Raw genomic sequence first — 17,382 nt, forward strand, 5'->3', positions numbered from 1 at the left:
ACAAAAAAAGAGATTAAACAACCTAAGGTTGCTTAATCTCAATATTTGGACTCATCAGTCCGATTTGACGTAGAGCCAACAAAATTTGTTTTACTACCCTCTTTTTTGGATATCAATTTCTTGGCATATATTATATATCCCTTTTAGCTGCATAAGCAATATTCGCAATGAATAAAATAACAATTGATGCTAAAGAAATAAACCATTGCCAATTTGAAAATTTAATACTATCCGTTTGAGATTTCTCAGTTAAATAACTAAACGGAATATACTTTAATGATTTTTGAATTTTTTCTCCCCAGTCAGGAATCAAACCAATAAAAGGTTGAATAAATGGAACTATAAATACTAAGAATATACCTAGTGTAAAGATTACTGCCGGTTTTTGAACAATTAATGTAACTAAGAATAAGAGTAAACCAAAGAACAGTAAGAAGATAAGATAGAACCAAATGTTCGTTAAGAACTTATCTCCGTCTAAATTTTTTCCTTCTGTAAATGCTTGTACTAACATTAATGTGATATATGTGATGAATGCAAAAATGAATGAAAATAAAATAATTGAAATTGTTTTAGCAATAATATACCCAATTCTATTTTTCACTTTATTCATATAAAGTTGAATCGTACCTTGTGAATAATCGCGTGTAATTGTCTTAATCACTACTAACAAGCCAAAGAATAAGAACATCCAATTTGCCATAGATAAAATAGATGAATAATTTACTTGATCATTATTTCGTGCCATTAAGAACGTTATTAATCCTAATACTAACCAGATTAAAATTAGTGCTATATATGTTAAATAGCTTTTACAAAAACTCAATATATCATATTTAACTAATTGTAAACTTCTCATTTATTTGTCACCTCTTTGATTAATATTAAAATACGTATCACGAAGCGAACTTTTTCTTGTTTCAATATACTTAGGATATAAATCTTTTTGTGCTAAAGATTTGAGTAATTGTTTATAATCTTTTTGTGCTTTAATCATTATTTCTCCACTATCTTTGTGTGATTGAAGCACGTTAAAATGTTCTGTTAAATAATCTAGTGCTGTATTAAATTCACTAACTTCAAATTTAATCGATGTATGATCTTGCGCACTACCATCTTTCATATTGACATCTTGTACAAAGTTTCCATCACGTAGAAAGACAGCTCTATCACAAATCAATTCAATATCTTCCAATTTATGACTTGAAATTAGAATTTTCATTTCTAAATCATTCACTAATGATTGAATTGTCTCTAATACATCAATTGAGCCATCTGGATCCATACCGTTTGTCGGTTCATCAAGAATTAGATATTTGGGTTTGTTCATTAATGAAACTGCAATCGCAAGTTTTTGTTTCATACCCATTGAATACTTTTTCACTTTTTTCTTAATGTAAGGTCTCATGCCAAATGCGTCTATGATTTTATCTGTATATTCCTTGTCGAAACCTTTGCCTAGAACTTGAGCAAATAATTTCAAGTTATTTAATCCTGTTTTATTATCATATAATTTCGGATGTTCAATAAGATAGCCAACGTTCTCGTTATCATTTAATTGAACTTTTCCTTTAAAATTAATAATATTGCCATTCATGACTTTCATTAATGTTGTTTTACCAACACCATTTTTACCAATTAAACCTACAATTTTGCTATTTCCAAAATCAAAATTGATATTATCTAAAACATTGTTATCTCCATATGTTTTTGTAATATTTTCTAATTTCATATAGGCCCTCCTTTATTTTCACGCTGAATTATACGTTTTAATTGAATCAAATAATTTAAAATCATCCAAACAATACTTAAGCTTAATAAACCATAATTGTAATATATGCCAAAGATATTATAAGAAATATGATGATGAAAAACGAATGCATTAATTAGTGTAAAAACTATTGTAATAGCAAATGGAATAACTAACATCATTATCAAGATATAAGGTGCATATGATATCCCTTCGCGTTTCTTTTCAGTATTCCTACTAAATGCAATTGGAATACTTAAAAAATTTACAAATATAAAAGCAATCGCAGTTGAGTATCTTAAATCCCCAAAATCAATATTAGAAGATTGAAAATTGTACAAAGCGATAATAAAACCACCAAAAAGTGTTAATACGATACAGGTAATGTAATTCGCATTAAGCATGTCTTTTTTAGAGACAGGTAAACTTTCGTAAAACAAATATGAACTTTTACCTCCTAATCTTCTATGTAGTCTAAACAAGTGTCCAGAGTCTAATATGCTAACCGCCATTAATGTGATTGCAATCGGTGCATAGAATAAAAAATAAAGTTCTGTTTTAGAAAATACGAAAGCATATAACGGATTTAATAGAAGTAATAAGATATAAATGGCAATCGTTATACTCCTACATTTAAAATTTCTAATTAGTAATTGCTTCATTTTATCAACCTACTTTGCTGAAAATCTATTTGATTGTCATTACTTTTAGACTTTTCGATGTAGATCATAAGTTCTTCAATCGTAGGTTGTTTAATATTAACTTTTTTTCCGAACAATTCTTTAAACACTTGGGCCTGTTTAGTAAAACCAACAAAACCTGTCGACTTCACTTCTTTATAAAGGAACAAGCGATTTAATTCCTCGTCTAAATCTTGATTATCACCTTGTACAATTGAGTATTGTTCTTGAAGTTGATGACGAAAACCTTGCATAATAACTTCTCCATCTTTTATATGTACAAGATAGTCAGCAATTTTCTCTAAATCCGAAATAATATGGGTTGAAATAAATAAAGTCTTATGTTCGTCGAGTAATTCACTTTGTAAAATTTCTAACACTTCATTACGAACAATAGGGTCTAACCCCGCAGTTGGTTCGTCTAATATAAACAATTCAGCATGGTGACTCAAAGCTAGTGCTAAAGACAATTTCATTTTCATACCTGTAGAAAAATGTTTTATTTTTTCATCGAAAGGTAAATTGAATTTTTCTAAATAATTTTTAAATGCTTGTGAGTCCCAATCGGTATAAAATGGTGAAACCATTTTTTCAAGTTTTTTTGCAGTCCATTGTTGGTTAAAATAAACTTCTGAATAAACAAAACCTATTTTATTTTTTATCCATTTCGGTTTATTTGCTATTTTTTCACCAAATATTGATATATGACCTTGCTTAGGTTCTATAATATCCATTATCATACGAATTATCGTTGTTTTCCCTGCCCCATTAGCCCCAATGAATCCAGTTACAAATCCTTGAGGAATACTGAATGAAAGATTGTTTATTGAAAATGCACTACTTTGAAACGATACATCTTTTACTTCAATGACATTCATTCTTCTTCCTCCTCATAAATTAAAGCTAGTATTTCTTTTAATTCCTTGAGAGGCATATCTATTGTTTTAGCTTCTTTAATCATTAATCGAGCAAGATTTTCAATTACAAAGAATTGCTTTTCTTTTAATATGGAACTATCTTGTTCTTTAACAAATGTACCTTTTCCTCGGACAGTTGTTACGAATCCCTCTTTCTCAAGATCTTCATAAGCTCTTTTAGTTGTAATTAAACTCACCTGTAAATCTTTTGCAAGCTCACGCATCGAAGGTAAGTGGCTACCAGCTTCAACATACCCCTTTAAAATATTCTCTTTTATTTGTTGTTTGATTTGTTCATAAATGGGTTGTTCACTGGTGTTCTTCAATATAATTTTCATTGATGTCCCCCTTTTATAACTGTATATAAATAGTATACACACTATATATACTTTTGTAAAGGTAATTTTGCAAATACTTGTATTTGATGGTATTAAAGCTACAAACTGTATATACATTATAGATACAATTCTATTTAAAAAATAAAACTCTATATCTAACGTCAAACGCTAATATAGAGTCTAAAATGTTATTTTCTGTTTTTCTTTCTATCATTATTACGATTAATAAAAGCACATATGATAAACATAATTGCTGCTAATAATAATTTAACACCTTGATTCTCGTGTCCTGTAGCCTGTAAATAATATCCAATAACAAATAAGATAATTGCCAAACTAACGAAAATCTTAGTTAAATGTTTCATCATAATCAACACCTCAATACATGTATTATAACAAATTAAAATTATAAATTTGCTTACTAAATACATTTAAAATTGAAAATATTAATCCATGTGTTACAATTTAATTGTATCCACGAATTACATTACACAACCCCTAACTTGTGACGGCAAGTTAGGGGTTTTTGTGTATGGTCATCTATTTATCTTTCCACTTAGATTCTAACCAAACACGAAATATAACGAGTATACCACCCGAAATTAATGTCACCATACCATCTAATAGCCACGACATTACACTACACCTCCAAATGAAAAGTGTCATATCTTATGATGACCTGACATTATTCTAACATAAAAAACGAACAAATGTTCGCTTTTTATAAACCTAATTAGCAATTCTTTGTAATCATTATAGGAACACTTTATCTTTAAGGCATTTAAAGATAATATATTATTAAACACTAAAATAAAGTGAGGTTAAATAAATGAACCCATTAGCACAAAATTTAAATAATCAACTTGTTGATCATTGTCCAGAAATATTAAGTATGTTATCAAATCTAGGTCAATCAATGTATTATCCAAAAGGCATTTTATCTCAATCTGCTGATGCTAAAAAAACTAAATATAACGCTACAATTGGAATGGCTACTAATAAAAACGGGAAAATGTATGCTGATACTTTATTTGATGTCTATAATCATTTATCTCCAGATGAAGTCTTTCCATACGCCCCACCTCAAGGATTAGAAGCTTTAAGGGATTTATGGCAAGACAAAATGCTAAAAGAAAACCCTGATTTATCGAAAGAGACAATTACTAGACCTATTGTCACTAATGCGTTAACTCACGGGTTATCTTTAATAGCTGATTTATTTGTAGAGAGTGGAGATACTGTTTTAGTACCAACACATAATTGGGGTAACTACAAACTAATTTATGAAACACGTCATTCTGCAAATATTGAGACATATTCAATCTTTAACCAAGAAGGACATTACACAACAAATGATTTAGTTACTACTTTAGAAAATTTCAATCAAGACAAAGTCATTTTAATTTTAAATTATCCAAACAATCCTACCGGCTATACACCGAACAACGATGAAGTTACAACTATAGTTTCAGCGGTTCGTTCACTAGCTGAAAAAGGAACAAAAGTTATAGCTGTAGTAGACGATGCATATTATGGTTTATTCTATGAAGATGTTTATCGTCAGTCTATTTTTACTGCACTAAATCAAATTGAATCAAGCAATATTTTACCAATTCGTTTAGATGGTGCTACTAAAGAATTCTTTGCGTGGGGGCTACGTGTTGGTTTCCTTACATTTGGATTAAATAATAATGTTGCTAAAGAAGTGTTAGAAGCGAAAGTTAAAGGTTTAATAAGAAGTAATATTTCAAGTGGACCAATGCCTTCTCAAAGTGTTATTAAATACGTTTTAGAAAATCATGATGAATTTGATAAAGAAATTCAACAAAATATAGATACATTACAAGAAAGATATGAAGTTACAAAATCTGTTGTTTATGACGATAAATATAAAAATCATTGGCAAGCCTATGATTTTAATTCTGGTTATTTCATGGCAGTCAAAGTCAATGGCGTAAATCCTGAAGAACTACGTACCCATTTAATTAACGAATATTCAATCGGTATTATAGCGTTAAATGACTCAGATATCCGTATTGCTTTTAGTTGCATTGAAAAAGATGACATTCCACATGTTTTTGAATCAATCGCAAAAGCAATCGATGATTTAAAGTAAGCGATTGATATAAATAAAAAGAGTAATTAGGATGACATTGAAGAAGTATTTATATTCGATTTATTCATTCTATCGAAATTAAAAATAACTCGAAAGCTGTGATCTAAATGGTAATTATTTTTTCAATATTGCTTATTATTACATTAATCTCCACTTCGTATTATTTGTATCTTTACGCTTTTACTTCGAAAGGACATGTATCCAAAAATTTATATTTGTTCATAGGATTACTCATTCTATTTATCTTATTTGGAGCATGGTTATTAGATTTATTATAAATTTTCGGATTATAGTTCTTAATTAAAAGACGAGTCTTGGATATAATTCCTAGACTCGTTTTTATTTTTAGATAATATGGTTTTTCATATTGTTATAATCTTTCGAAAGTTAAGTTATCTTTATATTTCTGTTTTCTTCCATTTTCTAATTTTAGTTCTAAATGACTTAAATGGTGCTACGGTGTTAATGTGAATCTATTTCCAAACTGGCCATTTGGAAGGCGTTGATGAAGCTCATTGCCTTTTTCCACTCTCAAATAATGTTTCATTATCTAAACTTTTAATTAAATCAATAATGCTATCTACTTCCTTATTGAACTGATTAATAAGTTGTTCTAATGTGTAATTTGAGTAAGTTTTATAAAATTCTTGATATAATCCTCCTAAATTATTCCACTTATAGTCAGGACTGGGAGTTACAACTGGTATATTATTTTTATTATCATTCTCCCACGATTGAATTAAATTTAACCATCCAAGCTGGTATGCGATCATCTGTGCAGGTGTTCTATTGACACCAATTTTATATACATCCTTATCTGATTCTGATACATCACTAAATTCATTAATAAAAAGTTCAGCCCTCTTACTAATTTCAAATATTAAATCATCTTTATTTGAATAAGTCTGCATGTTATCACCGCCTAGCATTTATATATTTATTATATATTGTAATGCACATTTACTCAGTTTAAATAAACATTTATATTAAGATTTCCCATTAAAAAAGACGCTTTTCGAATGTGATTATTTTTCGAAAAGCGTCTAAATTAATTAATTTAGTTAAGTTTGTATGACTTACATCATACCTGGCATTAAGTATCATATAAAATAGATATAAATAGAGAGTGAAAAGACTATAATATCAACATTTAGAATTTTGAATAACTCTATTATTTTTAGCTTTTTTATTCTGTTATGTCATAATTATGTCATTCGAATAGTATATCAAAATACGATATATAGCTAAAGATGAAATGTTAAAATTGAAAAAACACAAGATATTTGTGCACTTTACTTTTAATAAATTTCTAGCTACATCTTTTTTTGAAATGTTTTATTTTAATACTCAATTATCAGTAAATTTTTAAGCTGGTTTATATTCCATAATTACTATTTTATTGTTTAGCCTTTTTTTCAGATAAGGTATATATCTACAATACCCAAAGAGCCCCCACCTTTTCTTATGGTAGTCAAAGTAATTATATTCATTTATAACTTTCATTTTATTTGGTAAAACTTTATCCAATTCATTTAAATCATTGTATCCATATTTAAAAACAGGTTGTGAGGATAATTTTGATACAGATTTATGTCTTTTTGTATTATTTGCAATTGTTTTTGAGCAAAATTCAATCGCAAAGGCCAAATTATGATCTCCAAACTTTTTAATAATAGTATGTAATAATTTAGTCATTACACTCTCATCAAAATACATCAATACACCTTCAAAGATAAACAATATATTTGACTTACTATTAAAAAATTTATAATTTTTAACATCTTCAATCCAACTGTAATCCAGCATTGATTTAGCTATCATCTTATAACTATCTGTTTCTTTAAAAAATGTTTTTCGTATTTCTATTGATTCAGGTACATCTAAATCTATCCACGATATTTTTTCTTTATTAAATCTTTGAAACCTTGTATCTAAGCCACAACCTATATTGACCACAATCAAATTTTTATTATCCTTGATAAGTCTTTTAGTAACACTATCTATTATCACAGAACGTATACTAATTCCAATTTGAGACATGTCATCACATGTAACATTTTTGTACATATCATCTAAACCATCAAATATTTTTTTAGATAGTGCGTCTTTTATTATTGGTTTTTCGTATTCGTACTCTTTTGCTCGAGCTATCAAAGGAATTAACATTGATTCGGGAATTCCATCCAGTCGTTTCATTTAATCACTCCTTAAAAATATTATTATTAATACATTAGAAATTTTTATAACTTATTTCTAGTGAGATTTATTTAAAATTTCTTTTTTTAATTTACTTCTCAAATGTTCTAATGTAATAGGATCTGTGAACCAATAATCTTCTGCTTTATATGAAATTACATGTCCTTTTTTTACAGCTTCAATATTCTGCCATGTATGTGTTTTTTCAAAATCAAATTTTCCGTACGAAGGTTTACTTAAAAATATATAATCACCAGCATATTTACTAATATTTTCTTTTGAAATGGAAGCATAACCTTTTTTATCTTCTTGTAATTTATCTTTATATTGCTTTGTCATTGGCATACCGAATGCATCATGAACAATATCCAAACCACGACCCCATGTAGAGTTATATATGTATATTTGCTTTTCATCTGGTTCAAACACAGATGCTGTTGCTTGACCAACTTTACTTTGAATTTCTTTTTTATCTTTTCTAGTTTTATCTTCCCACTCTTCAATCCATTTTTTGGCTTTATCCTCATTATTAGTCAACTTGCCTATTTCTTTTAATATTTCTTTATGATTGTATTTATTGTATGTATATGGGACTGTTGGCGCTATTTTTTGATATTTTTTAATATTTTTATCCATAGCATCTACAACTATTAAATCTGGTTTTGCTTTAGCAACTTTTTCAACATCGTTTTCTCCAATATAATCAACCCCTTTTAAATAAGGTTTTAAGATTGAAGAATCTTTAGTTATATCTGAAACAGCAATTGGTTTGATTCCTAACTTTATAAAATCACCAACATAAAATCCAGTTAATACAGCAACTCTTTTAGGTTTCTCTGGTACTTTCAGTGTTTTACCATTTTCAATTTTATAGTCTATAGTCTTTGTCGAGTCACTTGTTTTATCGACAGACGCTGAACACGCAGTCAAAATAAATAAACTACATAATAAAATTCCAATTAATCCTTTCATAATATCATCCTTTCGTTTTTAATTGATATTCATTTTCAATTATAGATTTTTAAAAATAATAGTCAATACTTATACCTATCCTACTCGATGATATGAATGTATTTCGTTAAGCCATAATTAACTTATACATTGTTTTTAACGTGTGAGAGAATTTTTATTATCACATGAAAGCTTTTTGATATAGAAGTTTGTGAATAAAAAATAGGCAAGTACCGAAGTACCTGCCTAGAAAAGGATCATTCACTTTTTATATTCTAACTGATTTTTCCCCATAAGTCACTTAATACCTGACTAGTTGGAACAGAACTATTCCATGTTCTAATAGGCAAGTAATAACGTTGCCCCTCCCGTTTATATAATACCCATAAATAATTTTTATATAACTAATTTATGTAATTTTACAAGGCTCAAAATTGAGTTCTGCAGTTAAATTCATAAACATTTAGTATGGAATTTTAGTTTTGCTGTTTGATGTTATGTGTATTTTGGTGCGTTCTGGTACAGGTAAGTTAGCTATTTCCGATAAAGCTCTCAGACCTAAATGTTGGTATGTACCAACATCTTTAATTTCTTCAGAAACTTTAATGAAACGATGAGCTTGTGTTCTATCTAAGTTGATATTTTTCAACCAATTACCCAATTCTCCATGTGCTAGGTCATTTTCTTTCACATGCTTCAATCTTCGACCAATCTCGAAAATCGATTAACCAGCCTTTGATGATGTCGAATTTAACAATGTAATATATACATTTTGCATACATAGTTATTAAAACTCATTCCCCACTGCAACACAGGGCGTTTCTCAGCGTCCTAAAATACAAAAAACGTCACTCGTAAGTGACGCTTGAAACGATATATTTAACTTCCCCGTATGCTAATTAATAAAATACCGACTAATACAATGTTTTTTGCTATTAGTAACTGATTGATAGGTTGTAATCATCATTTTATCTTTATTCATTTTACCATGCTGACTTGGTAAAACTAAATGTTGTGGATCAATACAAACTATTTTTATTTCGTTATCAATCAAATCGTAATACCAATATACTCTTAAACCCTCTTGAACATCAAGTAACCCTCTAATATCTGTTTTCATTAAGCCCTTTATATTTCTAATATCTTGTTGAGTATATAAAGATAAAATTGATAACATTCTCTCATCATAATTTATATTCGTAGCTTCATCGGGGTTATTTTTGACTATGCTTATATTTTCACTGAAATGGGTTATAGCATTGATTTGATTTTGTTGTGTAAAATCAGAAATAAAATTAGTAAATTTCAGATCATTATTTTGTTTTGAATACTTTACTTCTTCATTAAAAAAAACAACTTCTTTTACTTCAGCATTTCTTAACTCGATTTCTACTTTGTCAGTTTCAAATTCATTTCTAGTTGGTAAAAAATCTTTATTAACTATTTCAACGTGAACGTTCTTTTTTCTTTTTTTAGAAGTAACATTACTATTAAATCTAGGCATTTACCAATCCTATATATTCCTTAATAATTAAATCGTTATTCATAATTTCTTGCTGAGTAATTTTATTTTTCCACTCTTCATCTTCATGAGAACGTTCTACTAAACCAAAATCACTAATTTTTAAAGTACTCTTAATAATTTCTCTCAAATATTCTGTAATTTCCTGCTGCATTGTTTTATCTTCTATTTCAAAATTACTCATTGAAAAGTCTATGTCATTATAGCCAAGACTATATTTATTGTTCTTATATACGTCTCGAATAACAGGGCCGTATTGCCAAGCTTCAAATTGAGCGTCAAATAAATATTCAGGCAAGTTTAAACTTTCACTTTTTGTAACTTCATATTCTTTACTTTTAGATAGTTGCCCATATGAAGCACCATAATATGCAAATAAAAAGTATAATGTTTTTTGTAGTCTTAAAGGAGAAATGTTTTTTATTTCTTCTTTCATTAAACCAATTATATTTTCAACTGTTGTCAGGTATTTTTGCTCAGCCATGATAAACTCCTCCATAATCAACACATCATATTGAACATAAAAATAACAGTGACTATACACTGTCACTGTGTATACTTTCTATAATTGGTACACAAAAACAGTATATATCTTTGTGTGTATTCGCTAAGATGTGTTACGCATTTGCAACTCTTATTTATAATATAGAGCATTTCAACATTTTTTACCATACATCCACTCAAATTTGTCAACTTAATCTGAAATTGCGGAAAGAATTTAGATAAAATAAACCACCACCTATTTGAAGGTAATGGTTTCACATTAATCCTCTAACGGTATATCATCAACAATCATTGTTCTGTTAGGGTGTTGCTCATGTAGTTCATCTAATGCTTTCCGTTTTTCTTCTTCCTCATCTTCCGGCCACTCACCTATATTAATAAATATCGGTGTGTCCGTAGATAACTCTTTCTTATCAATAAATAGCTTATGATACTTACCTAACATATCTCTAGCACGTAAACGGTCACTAGGCTTAATAGGTACTTCTACCATTTCTACATGTTCGTTATAAACTAGGTTCATTCTGTCAGTATCGGGATTGCGTTGAAACTCACCACGTTTAACGACAACCTCTCTCACTTCACTCTCATCACCTACTGCTGCATTACTTAAGATATGAAGTAATTCGTTAGCAGATAGTACACCCTCATCAATTACCCTCTTACGTTGCTCATCAATATATTTTGCTACCTTCTTATTTTTTAGTAATCTGCTCCCCTGTTCGCTTGCAGTATGAGGACTATAACCAGCCTTAATTGCACTTTGTGTTACATTTAACGTTTTAAGGTATTCAGCAACAAATTTCTCTTGTCTAGGATTTAATGTACTCAAGTTATCCCTCCTCTAATTTGTCTAATAAATCATTCCATAGCTGACGTATTCTTTCTCTACTTAATTCAAATATTTTTGCGATTTCATTCATAGATTTCCCTTCACATAGCAAGAAAAATATGTAGTATTCCCTTCTAGTCCCTACTGTATAAATAAGCTGATCTAGTTCATTGAAGAACACTTGATTACTAGTATTCTCGTTTAGTGCAAAGGGTTCGACTTCATTACTCAGTGAAAAGAAATCATCTATATTGGTATTTTCATCATTATACGTGGTGTCATGGTTCTCTTTTGAGTAGTCACTTATAAACTGCTTGATAGCCTCTCTATCGTAACTCATGCCCTTACACTTACTTTCTGTCTCAGCTTGTATAAATCACGTTGTAGGCGTTCTATGAGGTCATAATCAATCGTCGAACCATTGGACTGCATATAATACATGATTTTCTTTTGTTCACCTGGTGTATATCGCTTAATAACTTGTTTTAATTGCTGCATATTGCTATTAGATTTCATTTTGAAATACTTTAATTTTTCCTTTTCTTCTATAATAGTAATTGCTAACTTCTCTAAGGGATATGAGATAGTTATAACGCCGTGAACTTCACTTGTAGTCATGTGGGAGATGTTTAGGTGATACATCATCTCTATTTGCATAGTGATAGCCTTAATTTTAGTATTGATAAACTTAGGGTTATATTCCGTTAGCAATGTGTACTCAGATATTTTATTTTCATGATAGATTAGTGGATATTTCACTCTTTTAAGGTTCATGTATGCACCTCACAAATAAAATGAGCCTACCACTAAGGATAGGCAAGATATTTATTATTTAACTATGCGATTTTCTTCAAACATTTTCATAAGTTTTCTCTCTCTTTGTGACTGTTGAGTTAGTTCATCTTTTCGTTGCTGTTGAATGTTTTGAGAAAATTGTTCTTCTACTACATCTAATACTTTGTGACATTCGTCAGCAGATAATTTTGTTTCCGTTAAAAGATAATTACTAACTTTATCTAAATTATATTTTCTAGCCATTATTTAGCACCTCTTATTTGCATTTTCTTTCTTATATCAATGAATGGTAGTTCGTCTCCACTCACATAATTGGAATATTTATTAGGGCTGAAATGATTTTTGATTTCTGCTCTTACTTCTTTATCTTTCTCAAAGTTTTCTTTGTCATAAGGCCCGACGAATCTGTAAAACTCATATTCGTATTCGTCATTTAATGCTGCGATTTCATCTACCACTTTGTTATATTCCTCAACGATTGGCTCAAATTTTGCTAATATACGTTCTTTGTCCTTTTTGTACAAATGAGGTAAATCTGCTTGATGTTTAATAAGTTCAATCGCCTTTTTACGTCTAGCCTCATCAAACACTTCTTTTTTAGTCGATAAGCGTTTCTCTAAGGCTTTCAATTTCTTCTCATTACTATCAAATGTAGTATAGAGTGCGTCAGCCTCGTCATCTTGTGAGTTAGCAATTAATTCTTTATACTTTGCTTTATCTTCTTTAATTCGTTGCGATAACTCTTGACGCTCATTTTCAATTTTATTGATATTCTCTCTTTGACCTGTGACATATTCGTTGTATTCATCAAAGTATTTAGCTGTTTTCAATGATATACCTCGTTTCAGTTATATTTTTTAAAATTATTACTCTTGTGCAATCTCAGCAGCACCACGTACTAGATAACCTTAAATCTCAGTTTTCTTTAACGCCTCATATCGCTTTAAACTACCTTCGATATGACGCTTGATACTTCTTAAGGCTAATTCTTTCTGTTCCTCAGATTTAACCATGAAATAACCTCTTGCATCTTTTTTATAGCTGTATCCGATTGGATAACCATAATCAACTACTAAACTATTAATTGTATTTCTTAACCATCTGTCGTTGTTTCGGTTAAATTCCATATTCAATTGATTAAATATATTTTGCTTAGTAATAATCTCGTACTTAGTGTTACGTAATACGTTTAATACTCTAATATGATCGTTAGTTAATTTATTTTCGGTTATAATTGTCATAACTATTTACCTCGCATGTTTTTATTTAACTAAATGTGAGGGTTGTTATGAGGAGGATGAAAGATAACTTTAGAAGTAATTAAGACGGAGGTTGCTTATTACTTCTATAACACTATTATACTAAATTTACACCTAAATAACAAACAAATGTTCTTATTTTAGTAACGTTTATATAACTTCTTAACATTCCATTTAACACTATAAATAAAGCGTTTATACTACTTTTCATACAATTTCACACACTTTCCGTTACAGAACTAATGTTCGTTTTTTAACCTGAGATAAACCTAAAATCATTAACAAATCTTAACAATTACGATTTACATAAAAAAAGCCATGCACCTATTAAAGTGCATGACCTATCAATTTATACATATTCTTTAAGATTTTTAATTTGTTTGATATTCATTTTATAAATTGGTTTAGATTTACCGTTTACATTGTAATTACGTTCAATCAGATTTTTAGGTAATTGAGCAATCTCATATGCTCGACCTATCGGCATATCCACATTAGGCATATCATTTGGAGTTCTCTTAATTCTCTCTAGCACCCACTTATACTTATCATAATTATTTTTATTGATACCATTCAATACACAATATAATTTCCATGCTGCAAACTCAAAATGTTTTTCTACTTGTTCTAATTCTAAGCAAATATTAATATACTTAGCTTTACTATTATTCCACTTGTAAGGAATAGTTGGAATAATATTTTTATCATAATAAGTAATTGTAGTTTCCTCTACTACTTCACAAGTAACATAAGGCTTATTTAAATCTAATGCAATCACTAAAGGATATAAATTTCCTACTACATTATCATCACGATCTATAAGTACATGCTCATTACTATATAGTGTATAATCTTCCTCTCTAAATTTTAGAAATTCTATCAACACATCATCAGTTATATTTAAGTCTTTAATATCTTTATCAATTATTGTCATTGGCTCACTCCATTGTAATAAGAGTGTTTCAATTCATTTGCTACAATTTCAACGTTCATACTATACGCGTTCCTTTCTTCTAATCATTAGATTTTCATTGTCTTTTCCAACTTTACCGATGCTTTCAAAACCATATTTTTCAAAATATTTAGTATTAGAAATCGTTTCAGTCCATAAACAAACATCAACTTTCATAACGGAAGTTATTTCCAGAACTTCATTCATTAACTTATTGCCATATCCTTTTTTAAGTGAATTTAAATTGTCAATTTCAACTATCCAATCATCAGTAAAGTAGTCGATATGTTTTGGATTAGGTTGTTTAATATTAAATGAAATAGCACTTTTAAAATCTCTAGTAAATAAATGTAGAGATCCACCGCTAATATATAAATAATATTTGTCTCGAAGTAGGAGCACTCTACTCAATATAGTTTTATGCATTTTTGTAGGTGCATACATTAATAAACTCATTAAAATTTTAATAATTTCATTTTGACTATCTTCAACATGTTTTCTAAACATCATATTATTGCTTAACATTTTAAACTGTTGATACCCTTGTTCTGTAATTGTTGTCATTTTTTACCTCCATGTTTTTATAATCGGGAACTATTCCCCGTTGAGTTCCCGGTCCAAAATACTTATCGGGAACTAGTCAAACCATTGATATATAGGCATTGAATAAACTTAGTTCCCGCTGTACCCATTAAAATTTTTCTTTCATATATGTTAAAAACTTATAACATTGTTCATTTTCAAATAATAAATAATATTATTATCTATCGGGAACTTCGGGAACTATTAACCTTAATTACTTGTGGTTAAAGTAGTTTTAGGGTTCCCGTTTGTATATTTTTAACGGGAACTTATCGGGAACTTTGGGAACTATTTAATAATCTGAATAAGGATTATGAGAATTCGAGAAATCAAATCCTAATTCTTCTAGTACTTCTTGTCTTATAGCAAATCCTCTATACTTAACGTTTTTGTGACTCACCCTTTTTTGCAAGCGATCTTTTTCACCTTTAATTAAATATCCCTTTTTGCCCCATTGGCCTGTAATAGTATGCATTTCATGACCTAATTTATCGTGTACAGTTTGACCTAATATACATAAATAATCACGTTTATATATTGCTTTGATATCACCATTTTTGACTGAATTATAACCATCACCAGAAATATTATTTCTATTCGCATCTAAATACTGTAATAATTCTTCTAACAACTGCTTAGGTTTATCTATCGTTTTATTGTTTCTAACCATACTGTCATAGGCTTGTTCAATAATTTTAAAATGATCATGTTCAAATCCCTCAATATCATTTAGTATTTCGCCAGTAACCTGTAGTAATGCAAATGCACGTCCTAAACGTTGCATGATTTCATTACTACCTTTTTGATTAAAGTACCGTTGATAACTTTCAAATGCACTCTTGTATGCCTCTTTTTTTGATTTATATTGCTTGATGAATGCTACGCCTAATGTTCCGTAGTTTTCTCGAAATGCCTTATCTAAAGTGGTAAAATCAAAGTTATCTGGGTATGGTTGATCCTGTAACGTTACGACACGGGCAGAAACACCAGCTTTTTCATCTGCCATATTAGAAATAGATGCCTCGCCTGTAGAAAGCATTATATTTCGCCATTCTTTTTTGGCATTAAGTGTTAAATTGATATTACTTCTTGATTTACTTTCACCACTCGAGAAATTGTAAGTTGCATTAGCTACGAATTTGGGATGTGTATTACGTGTATCATCTTTAAACATTGGAAATGAATTTAAGAATGATGCCATTGCTTCAATACTGTTCTTCGTAGAACCCCATGTACTAATAAGATCACTTGTCCCCCATACACTAGATACTAAATTCAATGTAAATGTCTTACCAGTTGAGGTACTGCCCGATATTTCTACAATGAAAGGCTGTAGTCCAAATTCACGTAACAATACTGAACCAAGTGACGCATATAACATGGCCATAACCATAGGAAAGTCTTTAATTTTATTGAATACATTTTCTGAATAACTATTAAGTGTGCCTTTACTTTGAAACGAATCTATCAATTTCTGAAATCCCTTATCATTATTAAATAACTTTATGTTGCTATTCTTCATTTCTTCTTGATAGGGATAAATAAAATATCCTTTCACATGCCCCAAACGAGTGGCCACATTAACATTTACTGGTGGATTATATCGTTTTGACTTATTAATATAGTCAATCAACCTAGTTGAAGTGGTTGAAGTTACATCTAATTTTCGATTAACTAATTTCAGTAATTGACGACTATCAGATATTTCTTCAGCACTAACACCTAAATTCACTGGTAAATGATTATCATAAAAAAGCATATTAAAACTCACTTCATTGCTTTCAATATCTTCGAATCGTTCAGTAATTTGGGGAATTGTATTAGTGATAAATATTTTCTTATCTAGTTCGCCATCTTTTTTACTAGGAATAATTTGATAAAGCGCCACACCATTTTGATGTTGTTCAATTTCATAACCTTTAGGGATAACTTCTTGTCTAAATGGTTTATTCACACTAGTTTTCTCAATAAGTTCAAACACATCTTCG

The 17,382-nt window shown here is 29.3% G+C and carries 22 protein-coding genes and 2 pseudogenes; 1 reads left to right on the forward strand and 23 read right to left on the reverse strand.

Translation table 11 applies throughout. The annotated features are described in order from the left end of the window. Window positions 1–130: 130 nt before the first annotated feature. From pmtD to AC1RRU_RS08415, 7 genes are all read right to left on the reverse strand, one after another. The gene (gene pmtD / locus AC1RRU_RS08385; RefSeq protein WP_011275331.1) at window positions 131–859 is read right to left on the reverse strand and encodes a phenol-soluble modulin export ABC transporter permease subunit PmtD; all 729 of its coding nucleotides are present in this window, start codon (window positions 857–859) and stop codon (window positions 131–133) included. Further along, window positions 860–1,732 carry a phenol-soluble modulin export ABC transporter ATP-binding protein PmtC gene (gene pmtC, locus AC1RRU_RS08390; RefSeq protein ID WP_011275330.1) on the reverse strand — a complete coding sequence of 291 codons (873 nt, stop codon included), beginning with the start codon at window positions 1,730–1,732 and terminating at the stop codon, window positions 860–862. Next, window positions 1,729–2,412 (reverse strand): phenol-soluble modulin export ABC transporter permease subunit PmtB, encoded by a 684-nt coding sequence (gene pmtB, locus AC1RRU_RS08395; RefSeq protein WP_011275329.1) that lies wholly within the window; start codon window positions 2,410–2,412, stop codon window positions 1,729–1,731. The genes pmtC and pmtB overlap by 4 nt, the downstream gene beginning before the upstream one ends. Further along, window positions 2,409–3,308 (reverse strand): phenol-soluble modulin export ABC transporter ATP-binding protein PmtA, encoded by a 900-nt coding sequence (pmtA, locus tag AC1RRU_RS08400; RefSeq protein WP_011275328.1) that lies wholly within the window; start codon window positions 3,306–3,308, stop codon window positions 2,409–2,411. Before pmtA ends, pmtB begins: the two co-directional genes overlap by 4 nt. Continuing rightward, window positions 3,305–3,685 carry a PSM export ABC transporter transcriptional regulator PmtR gene (pmtR, locus tag AC1RRU_RS08405; protein WP_011275327.1) on the reverse strand — a complete coding sequence of 127 codons (381 nt, stop codon included), beginning with the start codon at window positions 3,683–3,685 and terminating at the stop codon, window positions 3,305–3,307. Before pmtR ends, pmtA begins: the two co-directional genes overlap by 4 nt. 188 nt (window positions 3,686–3,873) lie before the next feature. After that, window positions 3,874–4,050 (reverse strand): SE1626 family protein, encoded by a 177-nt coding sequence (locus AC1RRU_RS08410; RefSeq protein WP_029376652.1) that lies wholly within the window; start codon window positions 4,048–4,050, stop codon window positions 3,874–3,876. 175 nt (window positions 4,051–4,225) lie between these two features. Then, window positions 4,226–4,321, reverse strand: coding sequence for a Trp-rich small protein (locus tag AC1RRU_RS08415; RefSeq protein WP_011275325.1), 96 nt, complete (start codon window positions 4,319–4,321; stop codon window positions 4,226–4,228). A gap of 193 nt (window positions 4,322–4,514) precedes the next feature. On the opposite strand from AC1RRU_RS08415, the gene AC1RRU_RS08420 reads away from it, so the two are divergent. Next, window positions 4,515–5,801, forward strand: coding sequence for an aminotransferase class I/II-fold pyridoxal phosphate-dependent enzyme (locus AC1RRU_RS08420; RefSeq protein WP_070663348.1), 1,287 nt, complete (start codon window positions 4,515–4,517; stop codon window positions 5,799–5,801). A 398-nt stretch (window positions 5,802–6,199) separates the two neighbouring features. Here the strand turns inward: AC1RRU_RS08420 and AC1RRU_RS08425 are convergent. The 16 genes and pseudogenes from AC1RRU_RS08425 to AC1RRU_RS08500 form a co-directional block, all read right to left on the reverse strand. After that, a pseudogene (locus AC1RRU_RS08425) lies at window positions 6,200–6,730 on the reverse strand (ClbS/DfsB family four-helix bundle protein). Between the two features lie 436 nt (window positions 6,731–7,166). Continuing rightward, entirely contained in the window at window positions 7,167–7,997 is an 831-nt protein-coding gene (locus AC1RRU_RS08430) for a class I SAM-dependent methyltransferase (RefSeq protein WP_002445384.1), read from the reverse strand. Window positions 7,998–8,054: 57 nt separating this feature from the next. After that, a complete protein-coding gene (locus AC1RRU_RS08435; protein WP_002445383.1) occupies window positions 8,055–8,969 on the reverse strand; it encodes an iron-hydroxamate ABC transporter substrate-binding protein in 915 nt (304 codons plus the stop codon). 254 nt (window positions 8,970–9,223) lie between these two features. After that, a pseudogene (locus AC1RRU_RS08440) lies at window positions 9,224–9,334 on the reverse strand (hypothetical protein); the annotation flags it as partial. Between the two features lie 77 nt (window positions 9,335–9,411). Next, window positions 9,412–9,639: a hypothetical protein gene (locus tag AC1RRU_RS08445; protein ID WP_002445380.1), complete on the reverse strand. Its 228-nt coding sequence runs from the start codon at window positions 9,637–9,639 to the stop codon at window positions 9,412–9,414. 204 nt (window positions 9,640–9,843) lie between these two features. Further along, window positions 9,844–10,452: a hypothetical protein gene (locus AC1RRU_RS08450; protein WP_002445379.1), complete on the reverse strand. Its 609-nt coding sequence runs from the start codon at window positions 10,450–10,452 to the stop codon at window positions 9,844–9,846. Beyond that, window positions 10,445–10,954, reverse strand: a complete 510-nt coding sequence (locus AC1RRU_RS08455; protein WP_002492698.1) for a Panacea domain-containing protein — start codon at window positions 10,952–10,954, stop codon at window positions 10,445–10,447. The genes AC1RRU_RS08450 and AC1RRU_RS08455 overlap by 8 nt, the downstream gene beginning before the upstream one ends. Before the next feature lie 279 nt (window positions 10,955–11,233). Beyond that, a complete protein-coding gene (locus AC1RRU_RS08460; protein ID WP_016931035.1) occupies window positions 11,234–11,806 on the reverse strand; it encodes a terminase small subunit in 573 nt (190 codons plus the stop codon). 1 nt (window position 11,807) lies between these two features. Next, the gene (locus AC1RRU_RS08465) at window positions 11,808–12,146 is read right to left on the reverse strand and encodes a sigma-70 family RNA polymerase sigma factor (RefSeq protein ID WP_016931036.1); all 339 of its coding nucleotides are present in this window, start codon (window positions 12,144–12,146) and stop codon (window positions 11,808–11,810) included. Then, on the reverse strand, window positions 12,143–12,580 hold the full coding sequence (locus tag AC1RRU_RS08470; protein ID WP_016931037.1) for a pathogenicity island protein: 438 nt from the start codon (window positions 12,578–12,580) through the stop codon (window positions 12,143–12,145). Before AC1RRU_RS08470 ends, AC1RRU_RS08465 begins: the two co-directional genes overlap by 4 nt. A 54-nt stretch (window positions 12,581–12,634) precedes the next feature. Next, the gene (locus AC1RRU_RS08475) at window positions 12,635–12,844 is read right to left on the reverse strand and encodes a hypothetical protein (protein ID WP_016931038.1); all 210 of its coding nucleotides are present in this window, start codon (window positions 12,842–12,844) and stop codon (window positions 12,635–12,637) included. Then, window positions 12,844–13,431 (reverse strand): BAR domain-containing protein, encoded by a 588-nt coding sequence (locus AC1RRU_RS08480; protein WP_016931039.1) that lies wholly within the window; start codon window positions 13,429–13,431, stop codon window positions 12,844–12,846. The genes AC1RRU_RS08475 and AC1RRU_RS08480 overlap by 1 nt, the downstream gene beginning before the upstream one ends. A 78-nt stretch (window positions 13,432–13,509) precedes the next feature. Beyond that, window positions 13,510–13,842 carry a pathogenicity island protein gene (locus AC1RRU_RS08485; protein ID WP_493196562.1) on the reverse strand — a complete coding sequence of 111 codons (333 nt, stop codon included), beginning with the start codon at window positions 13,840–13,842 and terminating at the stop codon, window positions 13,510–13,512. 367 nt (window positions 13,843–14,209) lie between these two features. Further along, complete coding sequence (locus AC1RRU_RS08490; protein WP_161387239.1) at window positions 14,210–14,794, reverse strand: hypothetical protein; 585 nt, start codon at window positions 14,792–14,794, stop codon at window positions 14,210–14,212. A 60-nt stretch (window positions 14,795–14,854) separates the two neighbouring features. Further along, window positions 14,855–15,376 carry a GNAT family N-acetyltransferase gene (locus AC1RRU_RS08495; protein WP_049402099.1) on the reverse strand — a complete coding sequence of 174 codons (522 nt, stop codon included), beginning with the start codon at window positions 15,374–15,376 and terminating at the stop codon, window positions 14,855–14,857. Between the two features lie 310 nt (window positions 15,377–15,686). Continuing rightward, a complete protein-coding gene (locus AC1RRU_RS08500) occupies window positions 15,687–17,375 on the reverse strand; it encodes a DUF927 domain-containing protein (RefSeq protein ID WP_237620189.1) in 1,689 nt (562 codons plus the stop codon). Window positions 17,376–17,382 lie beyond the last annotated feature (7 nt).

This window comes from Staphylococcus sp. GW821-FHT11H10 (assembly GCF_058807855.1).

Bases quoted from the DNA above. Each gene is read 5' to 3' on its own strand.
- AC1RRU_RS08410 (WP_029376652.1), bottom strand. From the start codon at position 4,050: ATGAAACATTTAACTAAGATTTTCGTTAGTTTGGCAATTATCTTATTT.
- pmtR (WP_011275327.1), bottom strand. From the start codon at position 3,685: ATGAAAATTATATTGAAGAACACCAGTGAACAACCCATTTATGAACAA.
- AC1RRU_RS08455 (WP_002492698.1), bottom strand. From the start codon at position 10,954: ATGGCTGAGCAAAAATACCTGACAACAGTTGAAAATATAATTGGTTTA.
- AC1RRU_RS08415 (WP_011275325.1), bottom strand. From the start codon at position 4,321: ATGTCGTGGCTATTAGATGGTATGGTGACATTAATTTCGGGTGGTATA.
- pmtD (WP_011275331.1), bottom strand. From the start codon at position 859: ATGAGAAGTTTACAATTAGTTAAATATGATATATTGAGTTTTTGTAAA.
- pmtC (WP_011275330.1), bottom strand. From the start codon at position 1,732: ATGAAATTAGAAAATATTACAAAAACATATGGAGATAACAATGTTTTA.
- pmtA (WP_011275328.1), bottom strand. From the start codon at position 3,308: ATGAATGTCATTGAAGTAAAAGATGTATCGTTTCAAAGTAGTGCATTT.
- AC1RRU_RS08430 (WP_002445384.1), bottom strand. From the start codon at position 7,997: ATGAAACGACTGGATGGAATTCCCGAATCAATGTTAATTCCTTTGATA.
- pmtB (WP_011275329.1), bottom strand. From the start codon at position 2,412: ATGAAGCAATTACTAATTAGAAATTTTAAATGTAGGAGTATAACGATT.
- AC1RRU_RS08420 (WP_070663348.1), top strand. From the start codon at position 4,515: ATGAACCCATTAGCACAAAATTTAAATAATCAACTTGTTGATCATTGT.
- AC1RRU_RS08475 (WP_016931038.1), bottom strand. From the start codon at position 12,844: ATGGCTAGAAAATATAATTTAGATAAAGTTAGTAATTATCTTTTAACG.
- AC1RRU_RS08450 (WP_002445379.1), bottom strand. From the start codon at position 10,452: ATGCCTAGATTTAATAGTAATGTTACTTCTAAAAAAAGAAAAAAGAAC.
- AC1RRU_RS08495 (WP_049402099.1), bottom strand. From the start codon at position 15,376: ATGACAACAATTACAGAACAAGGGTATCAACAGTTTAAAATGTTAAGC.
- AC1RRU_RS08470 (WP_016931037.1), bottom strand. From the start codon at position 12,580: ATGAACCTTAAAAGAGTGAAATATCCACTAATCTATCATGAAAATAAA.
- AC1RRU_RS08490 (WP_161387239.1), bottom strand. From the start codon at position 14,794: ATGACAATAATTGATAAAGATATTAAAGACTTAAATATAACTGATGAT.
- AC1RRU_RS08435 (WP_002445383.1), bottom strand. From the start codon at position 8,969: ATGAAAGGATTAATTGGAATTTTATTATGTAGTTTATTTATTTTGACT.
- AC1RRU_RS08485 (WP_493196562.1), bottom strand. From the start codon at position 13,842: ATGACAATTATAACCGAAAATAAATTAACTAACGATCATATTAGAGTA.
- AC1RRU_RS08465 (WP_016931036.1), bottom strand. From the start codon at position 12,146: ATGAGTTACGATAGAGAGGCTATCAAGCAGTTTATAAGTGACTACTCA.